Below are 22,320 nucleotides of genomic sequence, written 5' to 3'. Positions count from 1 at the left end.
GGAGCAACATGCACGATACCCCACTAGTGTTTATCGATGTAGAAACCACCGGCACCCGCGCCACCCGTGATCGCATCACCGAAATTGCCGCGCTCAAGGTTGTGGATGGCAATGTCGTCGAGCGGTACGTTAGCTTGATTCATCCCGGCACCAGCGTGCCGGCTCATATTAGCCAGCTCACTGGGATTGACGACGACATGCTGGCGGATGCGCCAGCTTTTTCCACCATCGCCGCATCGCTGTTGGAGTGGCTCGGCAGCGCCACGCTGGTCGCTCACAACGCCCGCTTTGATGCCAGCTTTTTACGCAATGAGTTCAAACGCGCGGGCTACACCTACCGGCCAACGCTGATATGCACGCTGCGTCTTTCCCGACGCTTACACCCCACGCTGTCAGCGCACAACTTGGAGGCGCTGCTGGCGCAGTTTGACATTACCCGGGCACGCCAACACCGCGCCGAAGATGACGCCACCGCGCTCTGGGCGCTATGGCAAACTTGGCAGCGCCAGTGTGAACCTGAACGTTGGCAGGGCGCCCTTGCCGATGAGCAGCGTCACCGTAGCTTGCCTGCCCATCTCGCTAGCGAGCAGCTCGCCGATTTACCCAGCGCCCCCGGCGTGTATCTGTTTTATGGCCATAACCGACTGCCGCTTTACGTGGGCAAAAGCGTCAACCTGCGTAGCCGCGTTTTGGGACACTTTCAGCGCGACCACCAAGACGATAAAGAGATGCGTCTTGCTCAACAAATCCAGCATATCGAATGGGAGGAGACTGCGGGGGATTTGAGTGCGCAACTGCGGGAGGCCAAGCTCGTCAAAACGTTGATGCCGATCATGAATCGGCAGCTACGCCGCCAAGGGCAGCTGAAAACCTGGTACTGGCCGAGCGATGCCCCCTGCCCCACGCTGGTCAGCGGCAAAGCCCTCAGCCAGCCTCAGCCCGGCAAGCTGTTCGGGTTATTCAGAAGCGCCAAAGAAGCCAAAGAGGCGCTGCGTAGCGTCGCCGAAGAGCATCAGCTTTGCCCACGGGTGTTGGGCTTGGAAAAAGGCAACGGCCGCTGCTTTGCGCAACAGCTCGGCAAATGCCGGGGCGCATGCTGCGAGCAGGAGTCGTTGGACGCGCACACCCAGCGCGCGCAGCAGGCCCTGGCCAAACTGCAGGTGAGCGCATGGCCGTGGCCTGGCCGGATCGTGATCCGCGAGCAGAGTCGTCGCGGCGGCCCCATTGCGCATCATGTGGTCGACCATTGGTGCTACTTGGGTAGCGCCACGAACCGCAGACGCGCCCAGACGCTAACGGGGGAAGTGCCACAGTTCGATGTGGATACCTATCGTATCCTGACGCGTTTTTTGAACGCGCCAGAACGGCACAAGCTCAGGATTTCGCCGCTATGATTGCGCCGCTATGAAAGCGTCGATGGCTTGCTGAAACGCCTCTGGCTGGTCGGCGTGCAGCCAGTGACCGGCGTTTTTCAGAGTCACCAACCGGGCTCGCGGTAGCACTTCGCGCAGGGCGGGCAGCATATCGTCGCTCACGTACTGAGACTCTGCCCCGCGCAGCACCAGCGTTGCCCCCTCGAACGGGCCATCGCCATCGGGCTCGCCGATGATGGCCTCGTAGCCGCGCTGAATTTCGTCCAAACCAACCCGCACTCCCATCACTCCTTGCTCATCCCGCACGAGGTTGGTCGCCAGGAACAGTCTGGTTGGCCGCGAGTCCACGTGTTGGGCCAACAAGGCATCTGCATCACGGCGGTTGGTCGGCTTGCCTTCCCGTACCTGCGCGAGCGCAGCAAAGACATCGTCATGGCCGTGCTGGTACGCCACCGGGGCAATATCGGCCACCATCAGCGACAGGCAGCGCTGCGGCGCTTGGCGGGCCAGCGTCATGGCAACCTTGCCCCCCATGGAGTGACCCAAAATATGGGCCTGGTCGATACCCAGCTTATCCAGTGCCGACAACACATCCTGGCTCATGGCGTGATAGCTCATGCCTTCGGCGTGTGGAGAGCGGCCGTGGTTGCGCAGGTCGACCGCGATGACTCGGCGCTTTCGTTGCCACACTTTCAGATGCGAGCGCCAGTTGTCGGCACTGCCGAGCAAGCCATGAATCACTACCAGCGGCTGGCTTTCTGCGTCGCCGTCAGCGGGCAGGTCCATCACATAAAGATCCACGGGGGCATGGTCGGTCATGCTACTTCCTTATCGGTTAAGCGGTTCGCGGGGCGGCGTCGGCCTGCCCAGTCCAGACCACCAAGCGGCGAGTCAGCCAAGCTAGCAGTAGACCGTACAGCGGCAGGAAGAACAGCAGGCTAATACCCAGCTTGATGGCGTAATCGACGGCCGCAATTTCTACCCAGTGTTGAGCCATGAACGGGTCAGGACTGTTATAGAAGGCGGTGGCAAAGAAGGCAAACGTATCCGCAAGATTGCCGAGAATCGTCGAGCACACTGGCGCAACCCACCAGGCCCACTGGCGCAGCCGGTCGAACACCTGCACGTCCAACAGCTGGCCAAGCACGTACGCCAGAAAACTGGCAACGGCAATGCGAGCAACGAAGAGATTCCACTCGCCTAGCGCTTCGATACCGGCGAAGCTGCCACGTGGGAATATCACCGAGACCACGTAAGACACTAGCAACGCGGGAAACATTACACGCAAGATAATGCTACGGGCTGGCCCCTTACCGAACAGTCGCACCGTCAAGTCGGTGGCGAGAAAGATAAACGGGAAGCTGAATGCGCCCCAAGTGGTGTGGAAACCAAACAGCGTAAAGGGTAGCTGCACCAAGTAGTTACTGGCAGCGATGATGGCAATATGGAAAGCGACCATCACCATGAGACAGCGGCGATGTTGGGCGTCGGTTAAAGCGAACATGTGGATTGGCCTTTTTTTACTAGAGAGAGGGGTTAGGGAACCCTCGGACAAGCGCGGTTAGCGCCACTGGGGCGCGCATTATACGCGTTCCTCACGCTAATGAAAGACGGCGCAGCTTGGGTGCTGCTCCCCGTCACCCAGGCATTGAGTGACGGGGTGGGCATCACGACATCAGCTATCGGTGGGGGTTGCTAGGTCGGCCGCCCCAACGTTGCGCTCGCGCATCGCCGCATGCACATCGTCTAGGCTGGTGGGGTCATCGATGGTGGAGGGAATGCCAAAGGACTTGCCATCGGCGATATTACGCAGCAGCTTGCGAAGTATCTTGCCCGACCGAGTTTTAGGCAGCCGGTTCACGATCAGCACCTGCTTGAAGCAGGCAATGGGGCCAATGTGTTCACGTACGCGCTCGATGAGTTCGGACTCCAGCGTTGCTTCATCGCCGTCGAAGCCATCTTTGGGAATCACCAGCCCTACTGGCAGTTGCCCTTTCAGCTCGTCGTGAATGCCGATCACCGCGCACTCCGCCACGGCAGGATGCGCGCCTACGACTTCCTCCATTTCTCCCGTGGAGAGGCGGTGCCCCGCCACGTTGATCACATCGTCGGTGCGCCCCATGATGAATAGGTAGCCCTCTTCATCGAAGTAGCCGCCATCGCCGGTCAAGTAATAACCAGGGTAAGCAGCCATATAAGCACTGTGAAAGCGCTGCGGATCTCGCCAGATGCCGACCAAACACCCTGGCGGCAGCGGCTGCTGAATCACGACGCTGCCCTGCTGCATGGCGGCCGCCCGTTCGCCGTCGCGATCCACTATTTGCACGTTGAACCCGGGCACCGGGTATGTGGCAGACCCTGCCTTAGTGGGCGCCGCTTCGATACCCGGCAGATTGGCGGCAATCGGCCAGCCGGTTTCAGTTTGCCACCAGTGGTCGATGACCGGCACATCGAGCAGATCGTCCAGCCAGTGAAAGGTGGGTGGGTCCAGACGCTCCCCCGCCACGTAAAGATGCCGCAGACTGCTAATGTCGTATTTCTCTAGCTGTTTGGCGTCTGGATCCTCTTTTTTAATGGCCCGAAACGCCGTGGGAGCCGTGAAGAAACTCTTCACTTTGTACTCCTCGATCAAACGCCAAAACGCACCAGCATCCGGCGTTTTCACTGGTTTTCCTTCATACACCACGGTGGTGCAGCCACGCAGTAGCGGTGCATAGACGATGTAGGAGTGCCCTACCACCCACCCCACATCCGAGGCGGTGAACATCACATCACCTGGGGCCAAGTCGTAGACGGCTTCCATGGAGTACGCCAGGGCGACCGCATAGCCGCCGGTATCACGCACGACGCCTTTCGGCTTACCGGTCGTGCCTGAGGTATACAGCACGTAAAGTGGATCGGTCGCTTTGACGGAGACACACTCCACGTAAGGGGCATCCGCCACTAGGGTTTGCCAGTCCACATCGCCGGGCTGAAGCTCTGCACGATGCGCCTCGCGTTGATACACCACGCAGGCGTCTGGCTTGAAGCTGCTCAGCGCGATGGCTTTATCGACGATCGGTTTGTAAGGCAACACCTTATCGACCTCAACCCCACAAGATGCGGCGATGACCACCTTGGGCTCGGCATCTTCGATGCGCACCGCCAGCTCATGGGGTGCAAACCCGCCAAACACCACGGAATGCACCGCGCCTAGCCGGGCACAAGCGTACATGGCAATCAGCGCCTCGGGCACCATGGGCATGTAAATGATCACGCGGTCGCCTTTGCTCACCCCCAGCTTGGCAAGCCCACCTGCAAAATGCGCCACCCGATCACGCAGCTCTCGGTAACTGAGCGTTTGCTTGGCATCTGTGACGGGAGAGTCCCAATAGAGCGCAGGCTGATTACCGCGGCCCTGCTCCACATGATAATCGAGGGCGGCGTAGCAGATATTGAGTTCGCCATCGTCAAACCATCGAGCGTGGCGCTGCTCATCGTAAGTAAGAATGGTGCTGGGCGGCGTGTACCAAGGGAGCCGCTTGGCCTGCTCGGCCCAGAACGTGTCGGGATGTTCGATAGAGTGCTGGTACGTACGCTGATAGAGGCTCATGGTGACCTTGTGATTATTGTGTCAGTGATGAAGCATCTTCAAAGCAAAGATGGATTGTTGACACTTTATAAAGTAACCATCCATCTCACCCTCATACTATGGGCGTAAACTCGACCAAAGCCGTATCTAAGCGCCAGCATTGTCAACAACACCAGCGGCATTACCATTGATAGAGCGTTAAACCGGTATTTGGACAAAAACCCCTAAATTACTGATCATTAAACAACCCAATCCTCGCGACGCGACGATGGCTACATAATCTATAACAACGCTGTCATAACAGTGTAGGCAAGGAGAACTTCATGTCTGCTTCTACTAGCGCCGCTGCACGTCTTCTGGAACATAACGGTCACGCCATCGAGGCAGGCACACATTTGCTCAAAGCGCTGGCCAACGAAAAACGGTTACAAATTCTATGCTTGTTGGCGGAAAAAGAGTTGTCGGTGACGCAGATCAACCAGCAACTTTCATTGAGCCAATCGGCACTGTCGCAACATCTCGCGATTTTACGTCGCGACCAGCTGGTCAATACCCGGCGGGAGTCGCAAACCATTTATTACTCCCTAAGTAGCGACAGCGCCAAGGCGATCATTGCCACCCTGGCGCAACACTACGCGGCATAACGCGTCATCATCGTTCGCTTATCGCACTGTTAACGACGCTGCCACCCCGCCGCGTCGATCACACCCAGGGCTTTTACCATGGCATGCTCTACGCCCGCCGAGATCGCCAACCCTACCTTACGGCTGATGGTTTTCGGCGGCTCTAACCTCACACGATACACCTGGGCTTCGGCAATGCGCTCTACCAGGTAAGCCTCACTGGTACCGACGCTATCCACCAGCTTCTGCGCCAAGGCTTCGCTGCCATACCAAATCTCGCCTGTGGCGAGCTTTTCGATGTCCATCTCTGGGCGGTGTTGGGAGACGTAGTTTTTGAACAAGCGGTGGGTGTTTTCCAAGTCATCGATGAATTTCTCCCGCCCCTCTTGGGTGTTTTCCCCCAACACCGTCAGCGTGCGCTTGTATTTACCCGCGGTCAGCAGTTCTACGTCGATGTCGTTTCGCTTGAGCAAGCGATGGATATTGGGGACTTGCGCCACGACACCAATCGAGCCGATGACCGCAAACGGCGCGGCTTTGATGTGGTTGGCGGTACAGGCCATCATATAACCGCCGCTGGCCGCGACTTTATCGATACATACGGTCGTGCTCAGACCTGCCTGACGCAACCGGTCGAGCTGAGCAGCAGCCAGACCATAGGCATGTACCAAGCCGCCTGCCGATTCGAGCCTGACGATGACTTCGTCGTCGGCGCTGGCGATCTCGATGACCGCAGAGACCTCCTGGGCAAACTGCTCCGCTTGCGAGGCTTTGATATCTCCATGGAAATCCAACACCCATACTTTTTGGCGCGTCTGGTCATCACTCTTGCCCTGCTTGGCCGCCTTTTGTCGCGCTTTCTCTTCCTGGCGAAACGCCTTCAACAGCTTTTTGCGTGCGCCCTGGGCGGTGGTCGTGACGCGAAGCCGGCGATGGCGAGTCCGACGCTGGTCGTTGAGCGACTCGACGTGTAGCTTCAGGCCTTGTTCGTTACTCTCTTTGCTGCGCAAAACGATGAGCAATATCAGCCCGGCGGCTGACATGATCAGCGTCGTTTGCAGTAGGAATGTGCCCATTTCTGCGAGCCATTCAGCCATCGTCACTCTCCTTTTGCTGTGTTTAAACGTTTAAAACGGTTACTTTTTTGCCACGTCGTCAGTCTAAGCCGCACACTTGGTATATCAGGCTTGATTAAAACAAATGTTTGAAATAGTCTCACGTCAGGCATGACCTTTTTGTGACCCACTTAACGCTTAGGAATTATCCCTATGTCATCCACTACGCTCGAAAAGTTGCAGGCCCGCTTTAATCCCGATGCGGCCAAAGGCATGAACGAAGTCTTCCAGTTTCACTTCTCGGATGCGGGCAGTCACTACCTAGACATTCAAGACGGTACGCTGGGCGTGCATGAAGGCGAGCACGACGACCCTTCGGTGAGCCTGAGCATGAGTACGGATACGCTGAAGGGCATCATGAATGGCGACATCAACGGCATGACAGCGTTCATGACCGGTAAACTGAAAGCCACCGGCAACGTCATGCTGGCCACCAAACTGACCAGCCTGTTCCCTAGCGAGTAAGCTATTGTTAATCGCGCCATTTCGCTAGGTGCGTTTCAATCAAGTCCCGAGAAATCGAGAAAGGCGGCGGCAGCGCCGGCAGCTGCCGCGGCGAGAACCATGCCGCATCGCTAATTTCCACGCCGTCGATCTTGATCCGCTTGGTGGTGGCTTCGGCAAAAAAGCCAAACATCAATGAATGCGGGAAGGGCCACGCCTGGCTATGGTGATACCGCAGCTGGTCCACATGGACCCCCACCTCTTCGAAAATTTCCCGATGCACGGCCTCCTCGGCCGACTCTCCAGGCTCGATAAAGCCCGCCAGCGTAGAGTAGCGCCCTGGCGGGAAGCGCGGGCTACGCGCCAGCAGCATCGCTTCTCCACTAGTGACTAGCGTAATGATGCACGGGGAAATACGCGGATAGTTGCGATGTCCGCAGGCATGGCAATGCATCGCAAATTCGGCCTCGAGCTTGGTGGCTTTCTCGCCACAGCGGCCGCAAAAGCGATGATTTTCCAGCCATGCCCCCACTTGCAGAGCCGTCGATAGCAAACTGAACCACGACGCGGGCAGCTCCCCAAGCCACTGTCGCCCATCGATCCAGTCATCCCCAGGCTGACTTTCCACTGACAGTGCGACGGGTTCATCGTGCCAGTAGCACAAAGGCTGCATCTGCTCGGTCCACGGCTGAAACGGCTGCAGCGGTGTCAGCTCACCCGTCAAAGGAGCAGGCGCAATGTGGCTACGAGACACGCGTATCACGCGTCCTTCATTGGCATGGTGCGGAATCAGGCGCTTAAGCATCGGCAGCGGTACCGTCTAACGACTCTTGAAACCAGCGCAACTGATGCGCTTCACATTTGGCTTGGTGGGCCGCACGCTCTTCTGAGGTTGGACGAACCACTCTCAACTGCCCAGGCGACAGCGACAGGCGGCTTACCGAGAGGCCCTCGTTCGCCTCGTTTTGCTGGCGCTTGTCACTACCGCTATCGGCATCCAGCGTCAGCGCGGTTTGACCGCCAGTCATCGCCAGATACACGTCGGCCAGTATCTCGGCATCGAGCAGTGCGCCGTGCAGCACCCGATGTCCGTTGTCGATATCGTAGCGCTTACACAGCGCATCCAGGTTGTTACGTTGGCCGGGATGCATCTCGCGAGCCATGACCAACGTATCGAGAATGCGGCAGTGATCGCGCACCGGGCCTAGAGCGGGAGCCTGGCGGCGTTTGTTGAGCATGCCTAGCTCATGGTCGATGAATCCGACATCGAAGGGCGCGTTGTGAATGACCAGTTCGGCGCCTTCGATGAACGCCCAAAACGCATCAGCGATCTCCGCAAAGACCGGCTCGTTGGCGACTTTGGCGTCATCGATACCGTGAACTGCCACCACTTCTGCATCGATATGGCGCTCAGGGTTGATGTACTGATGATAGGTACGCCCTGTGAACCGGCGGTTGATCATCTCGACGGCACCAATCTCGACCAAACGGTGGCCGTCTTTGGGGTCAATGCCGGTGGTTTCCGTATCTAAGATGACTTGGCGCATGCCGCACTCCTCTCATGTTCGTCGATGGCTTCGTTGGCCAATTCATCGGCACGCTCGTTGCCTGGGTGGCCGCTATGCCCTTTCACCCAATGCCAATTTACCTGGTGTCGCTGGGTCTCTTCGTGGAGGGTCTTCCACAGCTCGGCATTCTTGACGGGCTGCTTGGCTGCCGTTTTCCAGCCGCGCTTGATCCAGTTATGAATCCACTGGGTAATGCCCTGACGCACGTACTGCGAGTCGGTCCACAGTGCAACGCTGCATGGCTTGTTCAAGGTGCGCAGGGCCATGATGGCTGCCATCAACTCCATACGATTGTTCGTCGTCTCGGCTTCATAGCCTTTCAAGGTCTTTTGGTGGGGGCCGCTTTCTAGCACCACCCCCCAGCCACCCGGGCCCGGATTTCCTCGACAGGCCCCATCGGTATACACCGTTACCTGGGGCAGCCCCTCGGCTGCTTGCTTACTCACGTTCACTTTCCTTTTGTAGACGACGTTGGCTCTGCGGATAACGCCAGGGGGCGTCCGTGCGGGTGACACCCAGTGATGAGGGCGCCACCGGTGCACGCAGGCCAAATTTGACACGCTGAATCGGGGCATGGCGCTGGCGTCGCTGGGCTTGAATCATATAGCTTTCGCCCAAGGGCACGTTATGCCGCCTGCCCAGCGCCTCCCAACGTTCACCACAGGCGGCGCTCATTGGGCCACGAAAACAGCAGTAGTCTACGCGCTCCACCTCAAAATCGACAAACGCCAGCCAATCCTTGAGACGGTTCGCCGAGCGCCATTGACCGCTCCAGGGAAAGTTCGCCTGCTGCTTGCGCCAGCGCTGTGTAAGCCCGTTCAAGCCAAGGGGGTTGAAGCCAAACAGGACCAGCACCCCATTATCGGCCGTGACACGGGCGGCTTCTTGCAGCGTGTAATGGGCCTCCGGAAGATGTTCCAGCCAATGATGAAGGACCACGGTATCCAAGCAGCGGTCGGGCAGCGCCAATTGATCAGGCGGACAGACCAAGGTGGCACTGCTTTCCACCAAGGATAGGCTGGGCGCCCAGCGGATCGGGTGGGCGATGGCGGACATATCCATCATCGCTGGCCCCATGCCCATTTCTAAACTGTGACCGCCTTTACGGCCTTCGACCACGGGGCCTAAACAGGCGCGTTGTGTTTCCCAAAGCGCGCGCCCGGCGTCGGTTTGCCAGTAAGCCTGCGCGTTGGTCATGCGCTGGGCCAGGCTGATGGCCTTTGGCGAATTTGACATAAACGGCGCTTCCCTCCACAGTAACGGCTTTTTAACGTCTTTATGCGTCCGTTTTGGCGCACGACCGTGCATCATAGAACGTTACGCATTTTTAGCATTTAAAGGATCTCGCCCATGATGAGCGTGACACCGATACCCGCCCTAAGCGACAACTATATTTGGCTAATAAGACAGGATACCAGTCAAAGCGTTTGCGTGGTGGACCCCGGTGAGGCAGCGCCTGTCATCGAGTTTCTAGAGCGTGAGTCGCTCACCCTCGACACCATCCTGATCACCCATCATCATCAGGATCACACTGGTGGCTTGGCCACGCTGATCCAACGCTACTCTCCCCGAGTGATCGGACCCGACAACCCTACGATCCAGGGGATTGATGAGCGTGTTGGCGACGGCGATCAGGTACGTATTATGGGTCGCCTGTTCGAGGTCATGGCCACACCGGGCCATACGCTGGATCACATCAGCTATTTTACAGCGGGTATTCCCGCCCTACTGTTCTGCGGCGACACGCTCTTTTGCGCTGGCTGCGGACGCCTTTTTGAAGGCACGCCCGAGCAAATGTTCAGCTCATTGAATCGCTTGGCGGAACTCCCTGAGGATACGCTGGTCTTTGCAGCGCATGAATATACGCAGGCGAACCTCGCGTTTGCACGTGCTGCCGACCCTGAGAATGACGCTGTAACGCACGCGCTGCAGGAGTGTGAGAAGGCGCGGGCACTGGACCGGCCAACGTTACCCAGCACGATAGGACGCGAGCTGACCATCAACCCCTACCTGCGTGTGGGCACCGATAGCGTGCGCCAAGCAGCAGGCACCCAGGGGGCTATCCATGATGAACTCGCTACGTTCACCACTCTTCGGGAGTGGAAGAACCGTTTTTAAGAACGCTATCGATTAGACACGAACCCAATTATGACCTATCGAACGATTCGCCAGCGCTTATTGCTAAGCGCTGGGAGCACCGTAGTAATGGGCCTTTTTTTGGCCGCGGCAGCAAGCTCGCAAGCCTCTGCTACCGATCCAAACCTGACGTACACCACCGTCAACGACGCCACCACGGATGGCGGCCAACGCAGCGCAACGCGTTTTCAGCCTACGGCGCTGCATCACCACTTCTGGGAATCGCTGGTACTGGAGCCCCAGGATGCTTGGAGCTCGCTGCGCGCCAGCTTCCAATGGCAAGAGAAAGACCTGCCTGCCGATGCACAGGCAAGAGTCGATGAGTGGATCGAGTATTATCGCTCCAGCCCAGAGAACATCGCGGCCATCACCGAACGGGCCACACCTTGGCTTGCCTGGATTGCCCAACAGGTAAGCGACCGAGGCCTACCGGGTGAGATCGCCTTGATTCCCTTCGTCGAAAGCTCCTTCGACCCCAGCGCGCGTAGCCATCTCGGCGCGGCGGGTCTGTGGCAGTTCATGCCCGGCACCGGCGATGCATTGGGTCTGGTGCGCAACGGTCATTACGATGGCCGCCTCGATGTCGTGACCTCGACGGAAGCAGCGCTGGACTATCTCGAAATGCAGGCCGACGAGTGGTACGAGGGAGATCTCATGCTCTCGCTAGCCGCTTACAATGCGGGCGCAGGGACGGTCAATCGCGCTCAGCGCCAGGCGCAGAGCCAAGGGCTGGCAGGCAAGTATTGGGATCTATCCCTGCCGCATGAAACGATGCAGTACGTGCCCAAGCTCAAAGCGATTGCCACCATCATCAACGAACCTGAGAAGTACGGCGTCAAACTGCCGGATATCCATCCTGACCCCGCCTTCGCCAAAGTGAAGTTGGAGCAGCCGGTCAGCTTGGCACAAGCATCACAACTGTTGGATGTCAGCCGATCCGCGCTGGCCGAGCTAAACCCTGGACTGCTCAATGGCAGCCTCGACCCACGCAGCGCACAAACGCTTCTGGTGCCTGAGGAAGTGGATACACAGGTGTTAGCTCAGCTTTCGCAATCCAATGACACGGCGCTGGCCTCGACCAGCACCCCGGACGTGCACCGTGTCGAGCGGGGCGATAACCTGTCAACGATTGCCGCACAGTATAATCTCGATCAGCAAGACCTCATCCGTTGGAATGCCATCGAGCGCCCGGAAGCACTTCAGCCGGGACAGCTGCTGTCTCTGTCGGGCCAGTAGCAGAGACGGCAACAATCCGTATTAGGGTGGTATCACGACGAGTCAGGGTTACAACAGGAAGTTTACCGATGGCACGCAGCGTCATGCTTAAGAATACGGTGTTACTGATCAGCGCTCTGCTGCTGAGCTGCTCGCTATGGGCCTCGGACGAGAGGGCCGCCCCCTCCATCGAGACCGTGCATGGGCTATCGCTCTACGATAGCCCGGCGCTGCCTGACGATTTCGCTTACTTCCCCCACGTCAACCCGCAGGCGCCCAAAGGCGGTTCCATCACGCACACTGCCGTGGGCGGCAGCTTCGATTCGACCAACCCCTTCATCATCCGCGGCACACCGGCCACTGGCATTTCGCAAATCTACGACACGCTGATGGCCAGCAACCCCAACGAGCCATTCAGCCTTTACGGGCTGGTCGCGGAAGGTGTGCGCCTAGACCCCGAGCGGCGCTGGATGGAGTTCGACCTGCGCGAACAGGCACGCTTTCAGGATGGAGAGCCCCTCACAGCGTACGATGTGGTGTTTACCTTTGATCTCCTTCGCGAACAGGGCAATCCGTTCTATGCCAGTTACTATGCAGGCGTCGAAAAAGCCATCGCGCTAAACGAGCATCAGGTGCGCTTCGAGTTTAACGACACCGAGTCTCGCGAGCTGCCACTAATCGTCGCACAGCTACCCATTCTGCCCCGCCATTATTGGGAACCGCGTGATTTTAGCACCCCGACGCTGGCCGCCCATCCCGGCTCTGGCCCTTACCGAATTAGCGAGGTCGACCCGGGACGCCGGATCGTCTATCAGCGTGACGACGACTACTGGGGCAAAGACCTGCCCGTTAACGTCGGGCGTTACAACATCGACCGCGTGGTATATGAATACTACCGGGATCGAGATATCGCCTGGGAGGCCTTCAAAGCGGGGCTAACCGACTTCCGTATCGATGCGCGTGCCGCGACGTGGGCGATTGGTTACGACTTTCCTGCTTACCGAGACGGGCTGATAAAACGCATCACCGTGCCAGACGTCAACCCGTCGATGATGCAAGCGTTCGTGTTCAACCTGCGTAAAGAAAAATTCCAGGATCCCCGCGTGCGGGAAGCCCTAAGCCTGACCTTCGACTTTCCCTGGCTCAATACCAACATTTTCTATGATACCTACGCTCGCACCGAGAGCTTCTTTCAAAACTCCGAAATGGAGGCGGTCGGCAAGCCCTCCGAGGAGGAGCTGGCACTGCTGGAACCCTACCGTGACGAGCTATTGGCGTCGCACCAATCGGATCGACTCTTTACCGCCCCCTGCCTATCGAACACCCTACCGAGTTGCGTGAGCGCCTTCGACTGGCGTTGGAGCTGCTGCGCGAAGCGGGCTATCGGGTCGAGGATGGCGTGCTGGTGAGCGATGCGGGGCGTCCACTCTCGCTCGAAGTGCTGCTGTATGACGCCGGGCTGGAGCGCGTGGTCCAGCCGATGTTACGCAACATGGCGCGCCTGGGCATTCAGACCTCCATGCGGATCGTCGATATCAACCAGTACCTCAACCGGGTGCGGGATTACGACTACGACATGGTCATCAGCCATTTCCCGCAATCCAACAACCCTGGTAACGAGCAGCGTGATTATTGGACCAGCGCCGCTGCCGAAGCGCCCCAGAGCCGTAACCGTATGGCTCTTTCCCACCCTGCCGTGGATGCGCTGGTGGAAGACCTTATCCGCGCGGATGACCGGGAGTCGCTGGATACTGCAACGCGCGCCCTTGACCGCGTGCTGCGCTGGGGCTTTTATGTCATTCCACACTACCACTCTGGCGAGACACGTATCGCCGTGTGGGATAAATTTGGCTATCCCGAGCCTTTTCCTGACTACGCCATGGACCTCGATGCGTGGTGGGTAGATACCGAACGCGAAGCAGCACTGCAGCAACGTCTCCGCCGTCGTTAGGGAATCGCGCGGTTGGACGCTTGGCATGAACGCTGATATCGATCGCTGACAACCATTACTGACAACCACTGCTCGTTGTCATCCTTTCGTGGAGTGCGCTGTGGCACGTTACACCTTACGCCGACTGCTACTGATGATTCCGACGCTGCTCGGCATCATGCTGCTCAACTTCATGATTGTCCAAGCCGCCCCAGGCGGGCCGATCGATCAAATGCTGGCGCGCTTCGAAGGTGCCAACGCCATGGCCAGCACGCGGCTGGACATGGGCGGTGCGGATGTCCAGGTCAATGATGACTCGCGAGGCGCACGGGGCATCGATCCACGCTTCATCGAGCAGCTAGAGCAGCAGTTTGGTTTCGATAAACCCGCCCACGAACGCTTCATCGGTATGATGGCTGACTACCTAACCTTCGATTTTGGCACCAGCTTCTTTCGTGATAGACCGGTGATCGAGCTCATGATCGAGCGTCTGCCCGTCTCGGTTTCTCTCGGCCTGTGGACCACCTTACTGGTCTATCTGATTTCCATTCCTTTGGGCATCCGCAAAGCCCTGCGCCACGGCTCACGGTTCGACGTCTGGACATCTGGACTGGTGATCGTGGGCTACGCCATCCCCGGCTTCCTATTCGCCATTCTACTGATCGTCCTATTTGCCGGAGGCACCTACTTGGACTGGTTCCCGCTGCGCGGGCTGACCTCGCCCGACTTTGCCGAGCTCTCTACCTGGGGAAAGGTAAAGGACTACTTTTGGCATATCACCCTTCCCGTCATCGCGGCCTCGATTGGCAGCTTTGCCACGCTGACGATGCTAACCAAAAACAGCTTTCTTGACGAAATACACAAACAGTATGTGCTGACCGCCCGCGCCAAGGGCGCCGATGAGCAGCGCGTGTTATACGGCCACGTGTTCCGCAACGCCATGCTGATCATCATCGCGGGGCTGCCTTCTGCCATGATTGGTATTTTCTTCACCGGCGCGCTGCTGATCGAGGTGATCTTCTCACTGGATGGCCTGGGCCTGCTGGGCTTTGAAGCAGTCATGCAACGCGACTATCCGGTCATTTTCGGCACGCTCTTCCTCTACACCGTGATCGGCCTTTTGCTCAAGCTGGTATCGGATTTGACCTACGTCTGGGTCGACCCACGTATCGATTTTGCGTCGAGGGAGTCTTGATATGCACGCGATCACTTCACGCCTTTCGCCCATCACGCGGCGCCGCCTCGCCGCGTTTCGAGACAATCGCCGCGCTCGCGTCTCTTTGTGGCTGTTCGGCGTTTTGTTTCTCGTTAGCCTCTTTGCCGAGCTGATCGCCAACGATAAACCTATCGTCATGCAGTATGACGGCCAGTGGTATGTGCCGCTGTTGGTGGAGTATCCAGAAACGGAGTTTGGCGGCTTTCTACCGACCCGCACCGATTACCTGGACCCCTTCATTCAGCAGCAAATTAGCGAACACGGCTGGGCACTGTGGCCCATCATTCCGTTCTCTTATCAAACCTTGGACATGCAGATGACGCGGCCTTCACCAGAGCCGCCTGACCATCGCCACTGGCTGGGTACCGATGATCAAGGCCGCGACGTGCTAGCCCGAGTGATCTATGGTTTCAGACTTTCCGTCGCGTTTGCATTGGTATTGACGGCAGGATCGTTGGTGATTGGTGTCTTCGCGGGCGGTGTGCAGGGCTATTTTGGCGGCAAAGTTGACTTGATCGGCCAGCGGATCACCGAAGTATGGTCTGGCCTGCCGGTACTGTTTTTGTTGATTATTCTGGCGAGCTTCGTGCAGCCGGGCTTTTGGTGGCTGTTAGGCATCATGCTGCTCTTTTCCTGGCTGGGGCTCGTGGATATCGTGCGCGCCGAATTTCTGCGCGCCCGTAACTTGGAGTACGTTCGCGCCGCCAAAGCCATGGGCCTGCCCTCTCGATTGATCATGTGGCGACACGTATTACCCAACGCCATGGTGGCCACATTGACGTTCATTCCGTTCATTTTTACCGGCGCGATTGGCACCCTGACGGCGCTGGACTTTCTAGGCTTCGGCCTGCCACCGGGGTCACCGTCGCTAGGCGAGCTAGCGGCTCAAGGCAAGAATAACCTGCATGCTCCTTGGTTGGGGATTACCGCTTTCATGACCTTGGCCATCATGCTGTCTCTGCTGGTCTTCATCGGCGAAGGACTACGCGACGCCTTCGACCCGCGCCACGTCAAGCAGCGCTCTACCACTGCCCAGGAAGCCACCCATGTCTGACTCCACTGCCAAACCGCTCCTCCAGCTCGATGAGCTAACGGTGGCCTTCGACGGCAAAACCGTCGTAGACCGCCTATCGCTCTCAGTGAGGGCGGGTGAAACGCTGGCCATTGTAGGAGAATCTGGCTCGGGCAAATCGGTTTCTGCGCTGGGGGCTATCGATCTATTGCCCAGCAATGCACAGGTGCGCGGCCAACGCTGGCTGGAAGGTCGCGACCTCTCCACGCTGGGCAAACGTGACTGGAACGGCATTCGCGGCAACCGGGTGGGCTTCATTTTTCAAGAGCCCATGACATCGCTCAACCCGCTGCATCGCATCGGCAAACAAATTGGCGAAACTCTTCGATTGCATCAAGGCTTAACCGAGCAAGCGGCGCGGCAGAGAGCCAAAACGCTTTTGGAACAAGTCAAACTCCCTCGCTCCGAGGAGTTGCTGGATGCATGGCCCCATCAACTGTCTGGCGGTCAGCGCCAGCGAGTGATGATCGCCATGGCCATTGCCAACAACCCCGCCCTATTGATTGCCGATGAGCCTACCACGGCACTCGATGTCACCGTGCAGCAAGACATTCTTGCGCTCTTGAAAGAGCTGCGCGACCACCATGGCATGGGGGTACTGCTGATCAGCCACGACCTGAACCTCGTCCGCCGCCATGCCGACCGTGTCTGCGTGATGTACCAAGGCAAGGTGCAAGAAACCGGCAGCGTTGCTCAGGTCTTCAGCCAACCACAAAGTGACTACACGAAAGCGCTGATTGCCGCCGAGCCCGAAGGCCGACCCGCAGAACCTGCGAATACGATGCCCTTGTTGACCACACGGCAGCTTCGCGTGAGCTTCCCACGGCCCAAAACGCGACTGTTTCAACGTCAACCGCCTGCCTTTGACGCGTTGAAGGCCACTGATCTGACCATTGCACCGGGTGAAACGCTAGGCATCGTCGGAGAGTCCGGGTCCGGCAAAACGACCCTCGCTTCCGCCATCATGCGTTTGGTGGCAAGCCAGGGCGACGCGCAGCTGGGCGATACGCCATTGAGTCAGCTCTCTGGCGATGCGCTTCGACGTCAGCGCCACCGTTTTCAAATGGTGTTTCAGGACCCTTATGGCGCTCTCTCGCCGCGTATGCCGGTGTTCGATATCGTCAGTGAGGGGCTACGCTTTCACTTCCCCGCTTTAGACGAGACAAACATCGCTGAACGCGTACATCGCACCCTGCGTGAAGTAGGTTTACCGGAGAGCTGCGCGGCTCGTTACCCTCACGAGTTTTCTGGCGGACAGCGCCAGCGCATTGCCGTGGCGCGGGCAATTATTTTGGAGCCAGAGCTTCTGGTACTTGATGAGCCCACCTCTGCCCTTGACCGCACCGTGCAAAAGCAGTTGGTGATCTTGCTGCGAGAGCTACAGGCACGCCGCCAGCTTAGCTATCTGTTTATCAGCCACGATCTTGCCGTTGTGCGCGCCATGGCTCACCGCATCATGGTGCTCAAAGATGGCGACGTGGTGGAGCAAGGCAACTGTCTAGAAGTGCTCGCCGCTCCTCAGCATGCCTACACCAAAGCGCTGATCGAAGCCGCACATCTGCACTAGGTTTCTGCCTCACTTATTTTCGGTTGGGTCAATATGACTCGGGTGGGCAAATCGAAAGTGATGGATACAAGATAACGGTATAAATATGAGGACCTACTTCGCTACAAAAACGCCGCTCTGGATATAGCGTCCAAGGCGGCGTATTGAGGATCATCAGCGCTTAAAAGCTGGCAATCTCTTCTGCCGTCAGCTCCCGCCACTCACCTGGGGCCAAATCATCAGGCAGTACCACATCGCCAATCGAGCGGCGGTGCAACGCATTCACGTGGTTGCCTAAAGCAGCGAACATTCGTTTCACCTGATGGTAACGCCCTTCCGTAATGGTCAGCTCTGCCTGCTGTGGGGTCACAAATCGCAGCGTGGCAGGCTGTGTCGGCGTTTCTTCACCGTCCAAGAGTATGCCTTGCGCGACTTGATCTACCGCCCACTGTGCGGCCTCACCTTCCATCGGCTCGGCCAACTCCGCTATGTAGACTTTGGCACAGCGGTGGCGTGGCGAGGTCACTCGGTGAGACCACTGGCCGTCATCGGTCAGTAGTAACAGGCCGGTAGTATCCACATCTAAACGCCCTACGGGCTGCAGCCGCTCCACTTTCGGTAAGTCGATAATGTCGATGACTCGTGGGTAGAGCCCCCGACGAGCAGTACACTCCACGTCTACCGGTTTATGCATCATCACGTAGCGAAGTCCCACTAAGGCGAGCCGTTCGCCATTGAGTTTCACTTCGTCATTCCCGGTATCTACCTGGGTGGCCGCCTGTTTGATCGGTTCGCCATTGAGCGTCACTTCACCGTTTTTAAGCGCACGTTTTGCTAGGCTGCGGGTTAGCGGTGTGGTCTCACTTAAAAAACGATCAAGGCGCATTATTGCCCCACTCCTGGCAGCAACGAAAAGCGGTCGGCATCTTGCCAGGCAGGAAATTTGTCACGAAAGGCATCGAGTTCCGTTTTATCTAACGTCCCCGTTTCAATAAACGGAGTATGGGCGGGATGGTCGATCAGCGGTTCCCCTTTGAAATCGACCAGCATGGAGTCGCCGCTATAGGCCAGCCCCTTGGCATCTTCACCCACGCGGTTAACGCCCACCACGTAAGCGAGGTTTTCCACCGCGCGCGCCTGTAGCAACGTACGCCACGGATGCCGCCGAGGAGCGGGCCAATTAGCCACGCACAGGATGGCATCATACTCGAAATGCTCTCCTTCTGCTGGCTGCTGGCGCATCCAAACGGGAAAACGCAGGTCATAACACACACTTAATTGAAGCTTGAATCCGTTGAGTTCGACGATGTGACGCTGCTTGCCCATGCCATAGCGTTCGTGCTCACCAGCCATGCGGAACAGATGGCGCTTGTCGTAGTAGCTTACATTCCCAGTGGGAGTTGCCCACACCATACGGTTGAAATATTGGCCATCATCCACAACGGCGACGCTGCCAGTCATGACGCATCCTCTTGCCTTCGCTTGAGCCTGCAGCCAAGCCACGCTCTGGCTGTCTGCCATGGGCTGCGCCATTTCTCTGGAGTTCATCGTAAAGCCAGTGGCGAACATCTCGGGCAGCACGATCACGTCCGTATCACGGCTATCCAGTTCACCGAGCAGCGCCTCTAAATGTGTGTGGTTGGCTTGCGGATCCTCCCAGCGTAAATCGCACTGCACTAGGCTGGTTTTCAATTGGCTCATGCCGCGTCTCCTTTGCATCGGTGTGTTTGTAAATTGTGTGCTAGATTAGCATTTTTACTTAATGAGGCTGCTATGCTTCCATCCGCTCCACGAGACCCTGAAGCGGTCAAAGGCGTTATGTTCGGCTTGACGGCCTACACCATGTGGGGGTGTTTTCCGCTCTTTTTTGCTCTCTTCGATGGGATTCCTGCGCTCGAAATCTTGATTCATCGGATTTTATGGTCATGCCTATTTCTGGTCGGATTGATCAGTGTTCTGCGCCGCTGGCCGCCGGTGGTAGCGGCATTGATCGAACCCAAGCGCCTGGGACGGGTGCTGGCCTGTGCGTTGTTGATCGCCTTCAACTGGGGTATCTATATTTACGCAGTGGAGAGTAAGCAGGTACTGCAAGCCAGTTTAGGCTACTTTCTCACGCCGTTGGTGAATGTCGCACTCGGCATGTTAGTACTGCGAGAGGTGATGGCTAAATTGCAATTGGTGGCCCTGGGCCTTGCCAGCCTAGCGATTGCCATTCAGTTCGTCATGCTGGGGGAATTACCATGGATCAGTCTGCTGCTCGCGTTGAGCTTTGGTAGCTACGGCTTGTTTCGCAAGCAGGTTCCGTTGGATGGCTTATCCGGCCTCTTTGTGGAAACGCTGCTGCTTTTTCCTCTGGCCTTGGTCGCGTTAACGTGGATGAGTTGGCAGGGAACATCGCACTTCTTGCACGATGTCCCTATGTCTGCGCTTCTCGTCGTGAGTGGCGTTTTGACCGCCCTGCCCCTCATGGCCTTTGCAGGCGCGGCCCGCCGTCTACGTTTAGCAACGCTGGGATTCTTGATGTACATCAACCCCAGCATTCAATTTTTGATTGCACTGACGATCTTTGGTGAGCCGCTGGGCCTGATTCAACTCGCCACTTTTGTAATGATTTGGACAGGACTGGCACTCTACTCTTGGTCATCCTGGCAGTCACGCCCTCGCCAAGCGGCCGTTTGACGCTGGCAGTGCTGGCTCCTCGCTCACTGGCTTGGCGGTCTCTTTGTCGGGTTGATACCCCACTCGAAAGCCGCCCCAATGTTTGCCGTTGACATAGATGGGCACAGAGAGGTCATGCATGATCTCTCCGGTATCGCGTTTGTACGTTTGTAGTAACAGCGGCTTCTCATGCGCACCGCAGCGACTGCCAGTCGGGTCGTCGAAAATTCGTTTGCTACGACAATACTTAAGGTCGTGGTCGTAGTCGCCGGTGGGTTCGCGGCTCACTGCAGCGTTGTGAGTCGGCACGTATCCGTTGCGGTCGCAGGCAATCGCATAGCTCAAACCATGCTCGCTAAGCAGCGGCTCTTGTAGCGTGGGCAGCTGTTGGTCGGTGAAACGGTCGAAGCCGGTATGGTACAGCGTCGGACGGGTGCCACTGATGGCAGCGTAGTCGGGTTGAAACAGCGCCGCTTCCGATAATGTGCCTTGCGCAATAGCCGTTTCGAACAGCTTGCCAATGCGGTCGGCCGTACGGCGGGCGGCCATGAATACCGTTTGGTGCCGCCCCAGCAATCGCTGCTGTGCCAATTCGCCATCGACGCCTTCGGCAGCATCCATCAGCGCCCGCGCTTGCAAGGCCAGCTCGTGCATATTGCGATTACCTTCGTCCACGTCCTCTTCCAACTGCCGTAGACTGTCGGCGACGGTCTGGCTGTGTGCCTTCGTGCTGCTCATGGCCTCCGCCACGCTGGTAATCTCTTGCTCGACTTGATCGAACTCTTCCGTGATCGTCGCTAGGCTGCTGCCGACACGCTGCATCCCTTGAGAGCGCTCTCGCACGCGGGTCATCAGATCGTTCATCGTGACCACCACGCTTTGCCCGCTTTGATGCATGTCTTTCACTAGATCATCGACGCTCTGGGTAGCGGTAGAGGTTTTCATCGCTAAGTTACGAACCTCCCCCGCCACCACGGCAAACCCACGCCCGTGTTCGCCAGCGCGCGCCGCTTCAATGGAGGCGTTCAAGGAGAGCAGGTGGGTTTGCTCTGCGATGTCTTCGATCATCGAGGTGACACTCCGCACCCGCTCGATTTTATCGTTGAGCGCCGTCAGCATCTCCAATGCTTGGCTGGAGCGTTCGGCCACGTCGGTCATGTCCTGAATGATATCCGTCAGCTCGTCATGATTGTGGTGGCTAGCTTGACGAGCGCTTTCAGCCAGTGCAGCCACTTGAGAGGCGCTGGCGCTGACCTGCACGATGGCGGTGTTGATCGCGCTCATACTTGAGGACGCCTCGCTCGCCATGCTCTCCTGCTTGCCCAATCGCTGAGCCATCAGGTCGGCGTAGTGCGACACTTCTGCCGAGGCGATGGCGGTACTGCTGGCACGCTTCATCAGTCGGTACGCCATGGCCCGAAGGGACCCATAATCACGCAGGGGTTTGAATAGCGCAGTGCGTTCCAACTGTTGCTGACCCGCGTTATAAATGCCATAGAGGGAACTTACGACAGCCGTCATTCCTGCCAACAAAGCGCATACCATCGCCGCATAAGGCCATGGTCCAGGAAGCGATACCAGCCAAGTCGCCGTAATGATCAAGAGCAGTGGCACTAGCCAACGAAGTAGTCGCATGTGGTGCACTCTTTTGTAATTGACGTTGTTGAGTCGTAAGACGATGCGATAGGGGAGATTCCCACTTTCTCAGTCAGCTTAACGGTTTATGCTAATGAAATAAGTAGCACTTTGGGGGAAGAGCGCAGTACGGGGAAATAACCCAACCATGCCGTTATTGAGGACATAACGCGCTAAACTATCTGCCTTCGTTTTTGCTGTTGCTTTCATACTGACGT

Annotated in this window: 19 protein-coding genes and 2 pseudogenes; 10 read left to right on the top strand and 11 right to left on the bottom strand. The window is 57.7% G+C overall.

Features of this window, described 5'->3' with window-relative positions:
- Nucleotides 1-8: 8 nt before the first annotated feature.
- Complete coding sequence (locus CTT34_RS08830; RefSeq protein ID WP_159342089.1) at nt 9-1,394, top strand: 3'-5' exonuclease family protein; 1,386 nt, start codon at nt 9-11, stop codon at nt 1,392-1,394.
- Here CTT34_RS08830 and CTT34_RS08825 read toward each other — a convergent pair.
- The 3 genes and pseudogenes from CTT34_RS08825 to CTT34_RS08815 all read right to left on the bottom strand — a co-directional run.
- Nucleotides 1,389-2,192 (bottom strand): alpha/beta fold hydrolase, encoded by an 804-nt coding sequence (locus CTT34_RS08825; protein WP_159342088.1) that lies wholly within the window; start codon nt 2,190-2,192, stop codon nt 1,389-1,391. The two genes, CTT34_RS08830 and CTT34_RS08825, sit on opposite strands and share 6 nt — an antisense overlap.
- Before the next feature lie 16 nt (nt 2,193-2,208).
- Nucleotides 2,209-2,877 carry a 7-cyano-7-deazaguanine/7-aminomethyl-7-deazaguanine transporter gene (locus CTT34_RS08820; protein ID WP_159342087.1) on the bottom strand — a complete coding sequence of 223 codons (669 nt, stop codon included), beginning with the start codon at nt 2,875-2,877 and terminating at the stop codon, nt 2,209-2,211.
- A 171-nt stretch (nt 2,878-3,048) separates the two neighbouring features.
- Nucleotides 3,049-4,968: pseudogene (locus CTT34_RS08815) on the bottom strand (propionyl-CoA synthetase); the annotation flags it as partial.
- Nucleotides 4,969-5,267: 299 nt separating this feature from the next.
- On the opposite strand from CTT34_RS08815, the gene CTT34_RS08810 reads away from it, so the two are divergent.
- On the top strand, nt 5,268-5,588 hold the full coding sequence (locus tag CTT34_RS08810; protein ID WP_159342085.1) for an ArsR/SmtB family transcription factor: 321 nt from the start codon (nt 5,268-5,270) through the stop codon (nt 5,586-5,588).
- A 29-nt stretch (nt 5,589-5,617) separates the two neighbouring features.
- Here CTT34_RS08810 and sohB read toward each other — a convergent pair whose 3' ends face one another.
- The gene (gene sohB / locus CTT34_RS08805) at nt 5,618-6,664 is read right to left on the bottom strand and encodes a protease SohB (RefSeq protein ID WP_159342084.1); all 1,047 of its coding nucleotides are present in this window, start codon (nt 6,662-6,664) and stop codon (nt 5,618-5,620) included.
- Nucleotides 6,665-6,835: 171 nt separating this feature from the next.
- Here sohB and CTT34_RS08800 point away from each other — a divergent pair, with 171 nt between their 5' ends.
- Entirely contained in the window at nt 6,836-7,147 is a 312-nt protein-coding gene (locus tag CTT34_RS08800; RefSeq protein ID WP_159342083.1) for an SCP2 sterol-binding domain-containing protein, read from the top strand.
- A 7-nt stretch (nt 7,148-7,154) separates the two neighbouring features.
- Here the strand turns inward: CTT34_RS08800 and nudC are convergent, their stop codons facing one another.
- From nudC to CTT34_RS08780, 4 genes are read right to left on the bottom strand one after another with little or no spacing between them, the layout of a single operon-like run.
- A complete protein-coding gene (gene nudC, locus CTT34_RS08795) occupies nt 7,155-7,931 on the bottom strand; it encodes an NAD(+) diphosphatase (protein WP_159342082.1) in 777 nt (258 codons plus the stop codon).
- Nucleotides 7,924-8,673 carry a DNA polymerase III subunit epsilon gene (gene dnaQ / locus CTT34_RS08790; RefSeq protein WP_159342081.1) on the bottom strand — a complete coding sequence of 250 codons (750 nt, stop codon included), beginning with the start codon at nt 8,671-8,673 and terminating at the stop codon, nt 7,924-7,926. The genes nudC and dnaQ overlap by 8 nt, the downstream gene beginning before the upstream one ends.
- Entirely contained in the window at nt 8,655-9,140 is a 486-nt protein-coding gene (rnhA, locus tag CTT34_RS08785) for a ribonuclease HI (protein ID WP_159342080.1), read from the bottom strand. Before rnhA ends, dnaQ begins: the two co-directional genes overlap by 19 nt.
- Nucleotides 9,133-9,930 (bottom strand): class I SAM-dependent methyltransferase, encoded by a 798-nt coding sequence (locus tag CTT34_RS08780; protein WP_159342079.1) that lies wholly within the window; start codon nt 9,928-9,930, stop codon nt 9,133-9,135. Before CTT34_RS08780 ends, rnhA begins: the two co-directional genes overlap by 8 nt.
- Before the next feature lie 114 nt (nt 9,931-10,044).
- On the opposite strand from CTT34_RS08780, the gene gloB reads away from it, so the two are divergent.
- From gloB to CTT34_RS08750, 6 genes and pseudogenes are all read left to right on the top strand, one after another.
- Nucleotides 10,045-10,812 (top strand): hydroxyacylglutathione hydrolase, encoded by a 768-nt coding sequence (gloB, locus tag CTT34_RS08775; RefSeq protein ID WP_159342078.1) that lies wholly within the window; start codon nt 10,045-10,047, stop codon nt 10,810-10,812.
- A gap of 30 nt (nt 10,813-10,842) precedes the next feature.
- Nucleotides 10,843-12,066, top strand: a complete 1,224-nt coding sequence (locus CTT34_RS08770; protein ID WP_159342077.1) for a transglycosylase SLT domain-containing protein — start codon at nt 10,843-10,845, stop codon at nt 12,064-12,066.
- Between the two features lie 83 nt (nt 12,067-12,149).
- Nucleotides 12,150-13,996, top strand: a pseudogene (locus tag CTT34_RS08765) (extracellular solute-binding protein).
- 100 nt (nt 13,997-14,096) lie between these two features.
- On the top strand, nt 14,097-15,170 hold the full coding sequence (locus CTT34_RS08760; protein ID WP_159342076.1) for a microcin C ABC transporter permease YejB: 1,074 nt from the start codon (nt 14,097-14,099) through the stop codon (nt 15,168-15,170).
- Between the two features lies 1 nt (nt 15,171).
- Nucleotides 15,172-16,245, top strand: a complete 1,074-nt coding sequence (locus CTT34_RS08755) for an ABC transporter permease (protein WP_159342075.1) — start codon at nt 15,172-15,174, stop codon at nt 16,243-16,245.
- Nucleotides 16,238-17,830: an ABC transporter ATP-binding protein gene (locus CTT34_RS08750; RefSeq protein WP_159342074.1), complete on the top strand. Its 1,593-nt coding sequence runs from the start codon at nt 16,238-16,240 to the stop codon at nt 17,828-17,830. The genes CTT34_RS08755 and CTT34_RS08750 overlap by 8 nt, the downstream gene beginning before the upstream one ends.
- 160 nt (nt 17,831-17,990) lie before the next feature.
- Here CTT34_RS08750 and CTT34_RS08745 read toward each other — a convergent pair whose 3' ends face one another.
- Together CTT34_RS08745 and CTT34_RS08740 are read right to left on the bottom strand one after the other, a co-directional pair.
- A complete protein-coding gene (locus CTT34_RS08745; protein ID WP_159342073.1) occupies nt 17,991-18,695 on the bottom strand; it encodes a pseudouridine synthase in 705 nt (234 codons plus the stop codon).
- Entirely contained in the window at nt 18,695-19,510 is an 816-nt protein-coding gene (locus tag CTT34_RS08740) for an amidohydrolase (protein WP_159342072.1), read from the bottom strand. Before CTT34_RS08740 ends, CTT34_RS08745 begins: the two co-directional genes overlap by 1 nt.
- 72 nt (nt 19,511-19,582) lie before the next feature.
- On the opposite strand from CTT34_RS08740, the gene rarD reads away from it, so the two are divergent.
- Complete coding sequence (gene rarD / locus CTT34_RS08735; protein WP_159342071.1) at nt 19,583-20,488, top strand: EamA family transporter RarD; 906 nt, start codon at nt 19,583-19,585, stop codon at nt 20,486-20,488.
- Here the strand turns inward: rarD and CTT34_RS08730 are convergent.
- A complete protein-coding gene (locus tag CTT34_RS08730; protein WP_159342070.1) occupies nt 20,462-22,102 on the bottom strand; it encodes a methyl-accepting chemotaxis protein in 1,641 nt (546 codons plus the stop codon). The two genes, rarD and CTT34_RS08730, sit on opposite strands and share 27 nt — an antisense overlap.
- Nucleotides 22,103-22,320 lie beyond the last annotated feature (218 nt).

The sequence above is a fragment of the Halomonas meridiana genome (assembly GCF_009846525.1).
Taxonomy (GTDB): domain Bacteria; phylum Pseudomonadota; class Gammaproteobacteria; order Pseudomonadales; family Halomonadaceae; genus Vreelandella.
The sequence above is the reverse complement of the archived record's forward strand: the minus strand, read 5'-3'. Positions and strand labels throughout refer to the sequence as shown.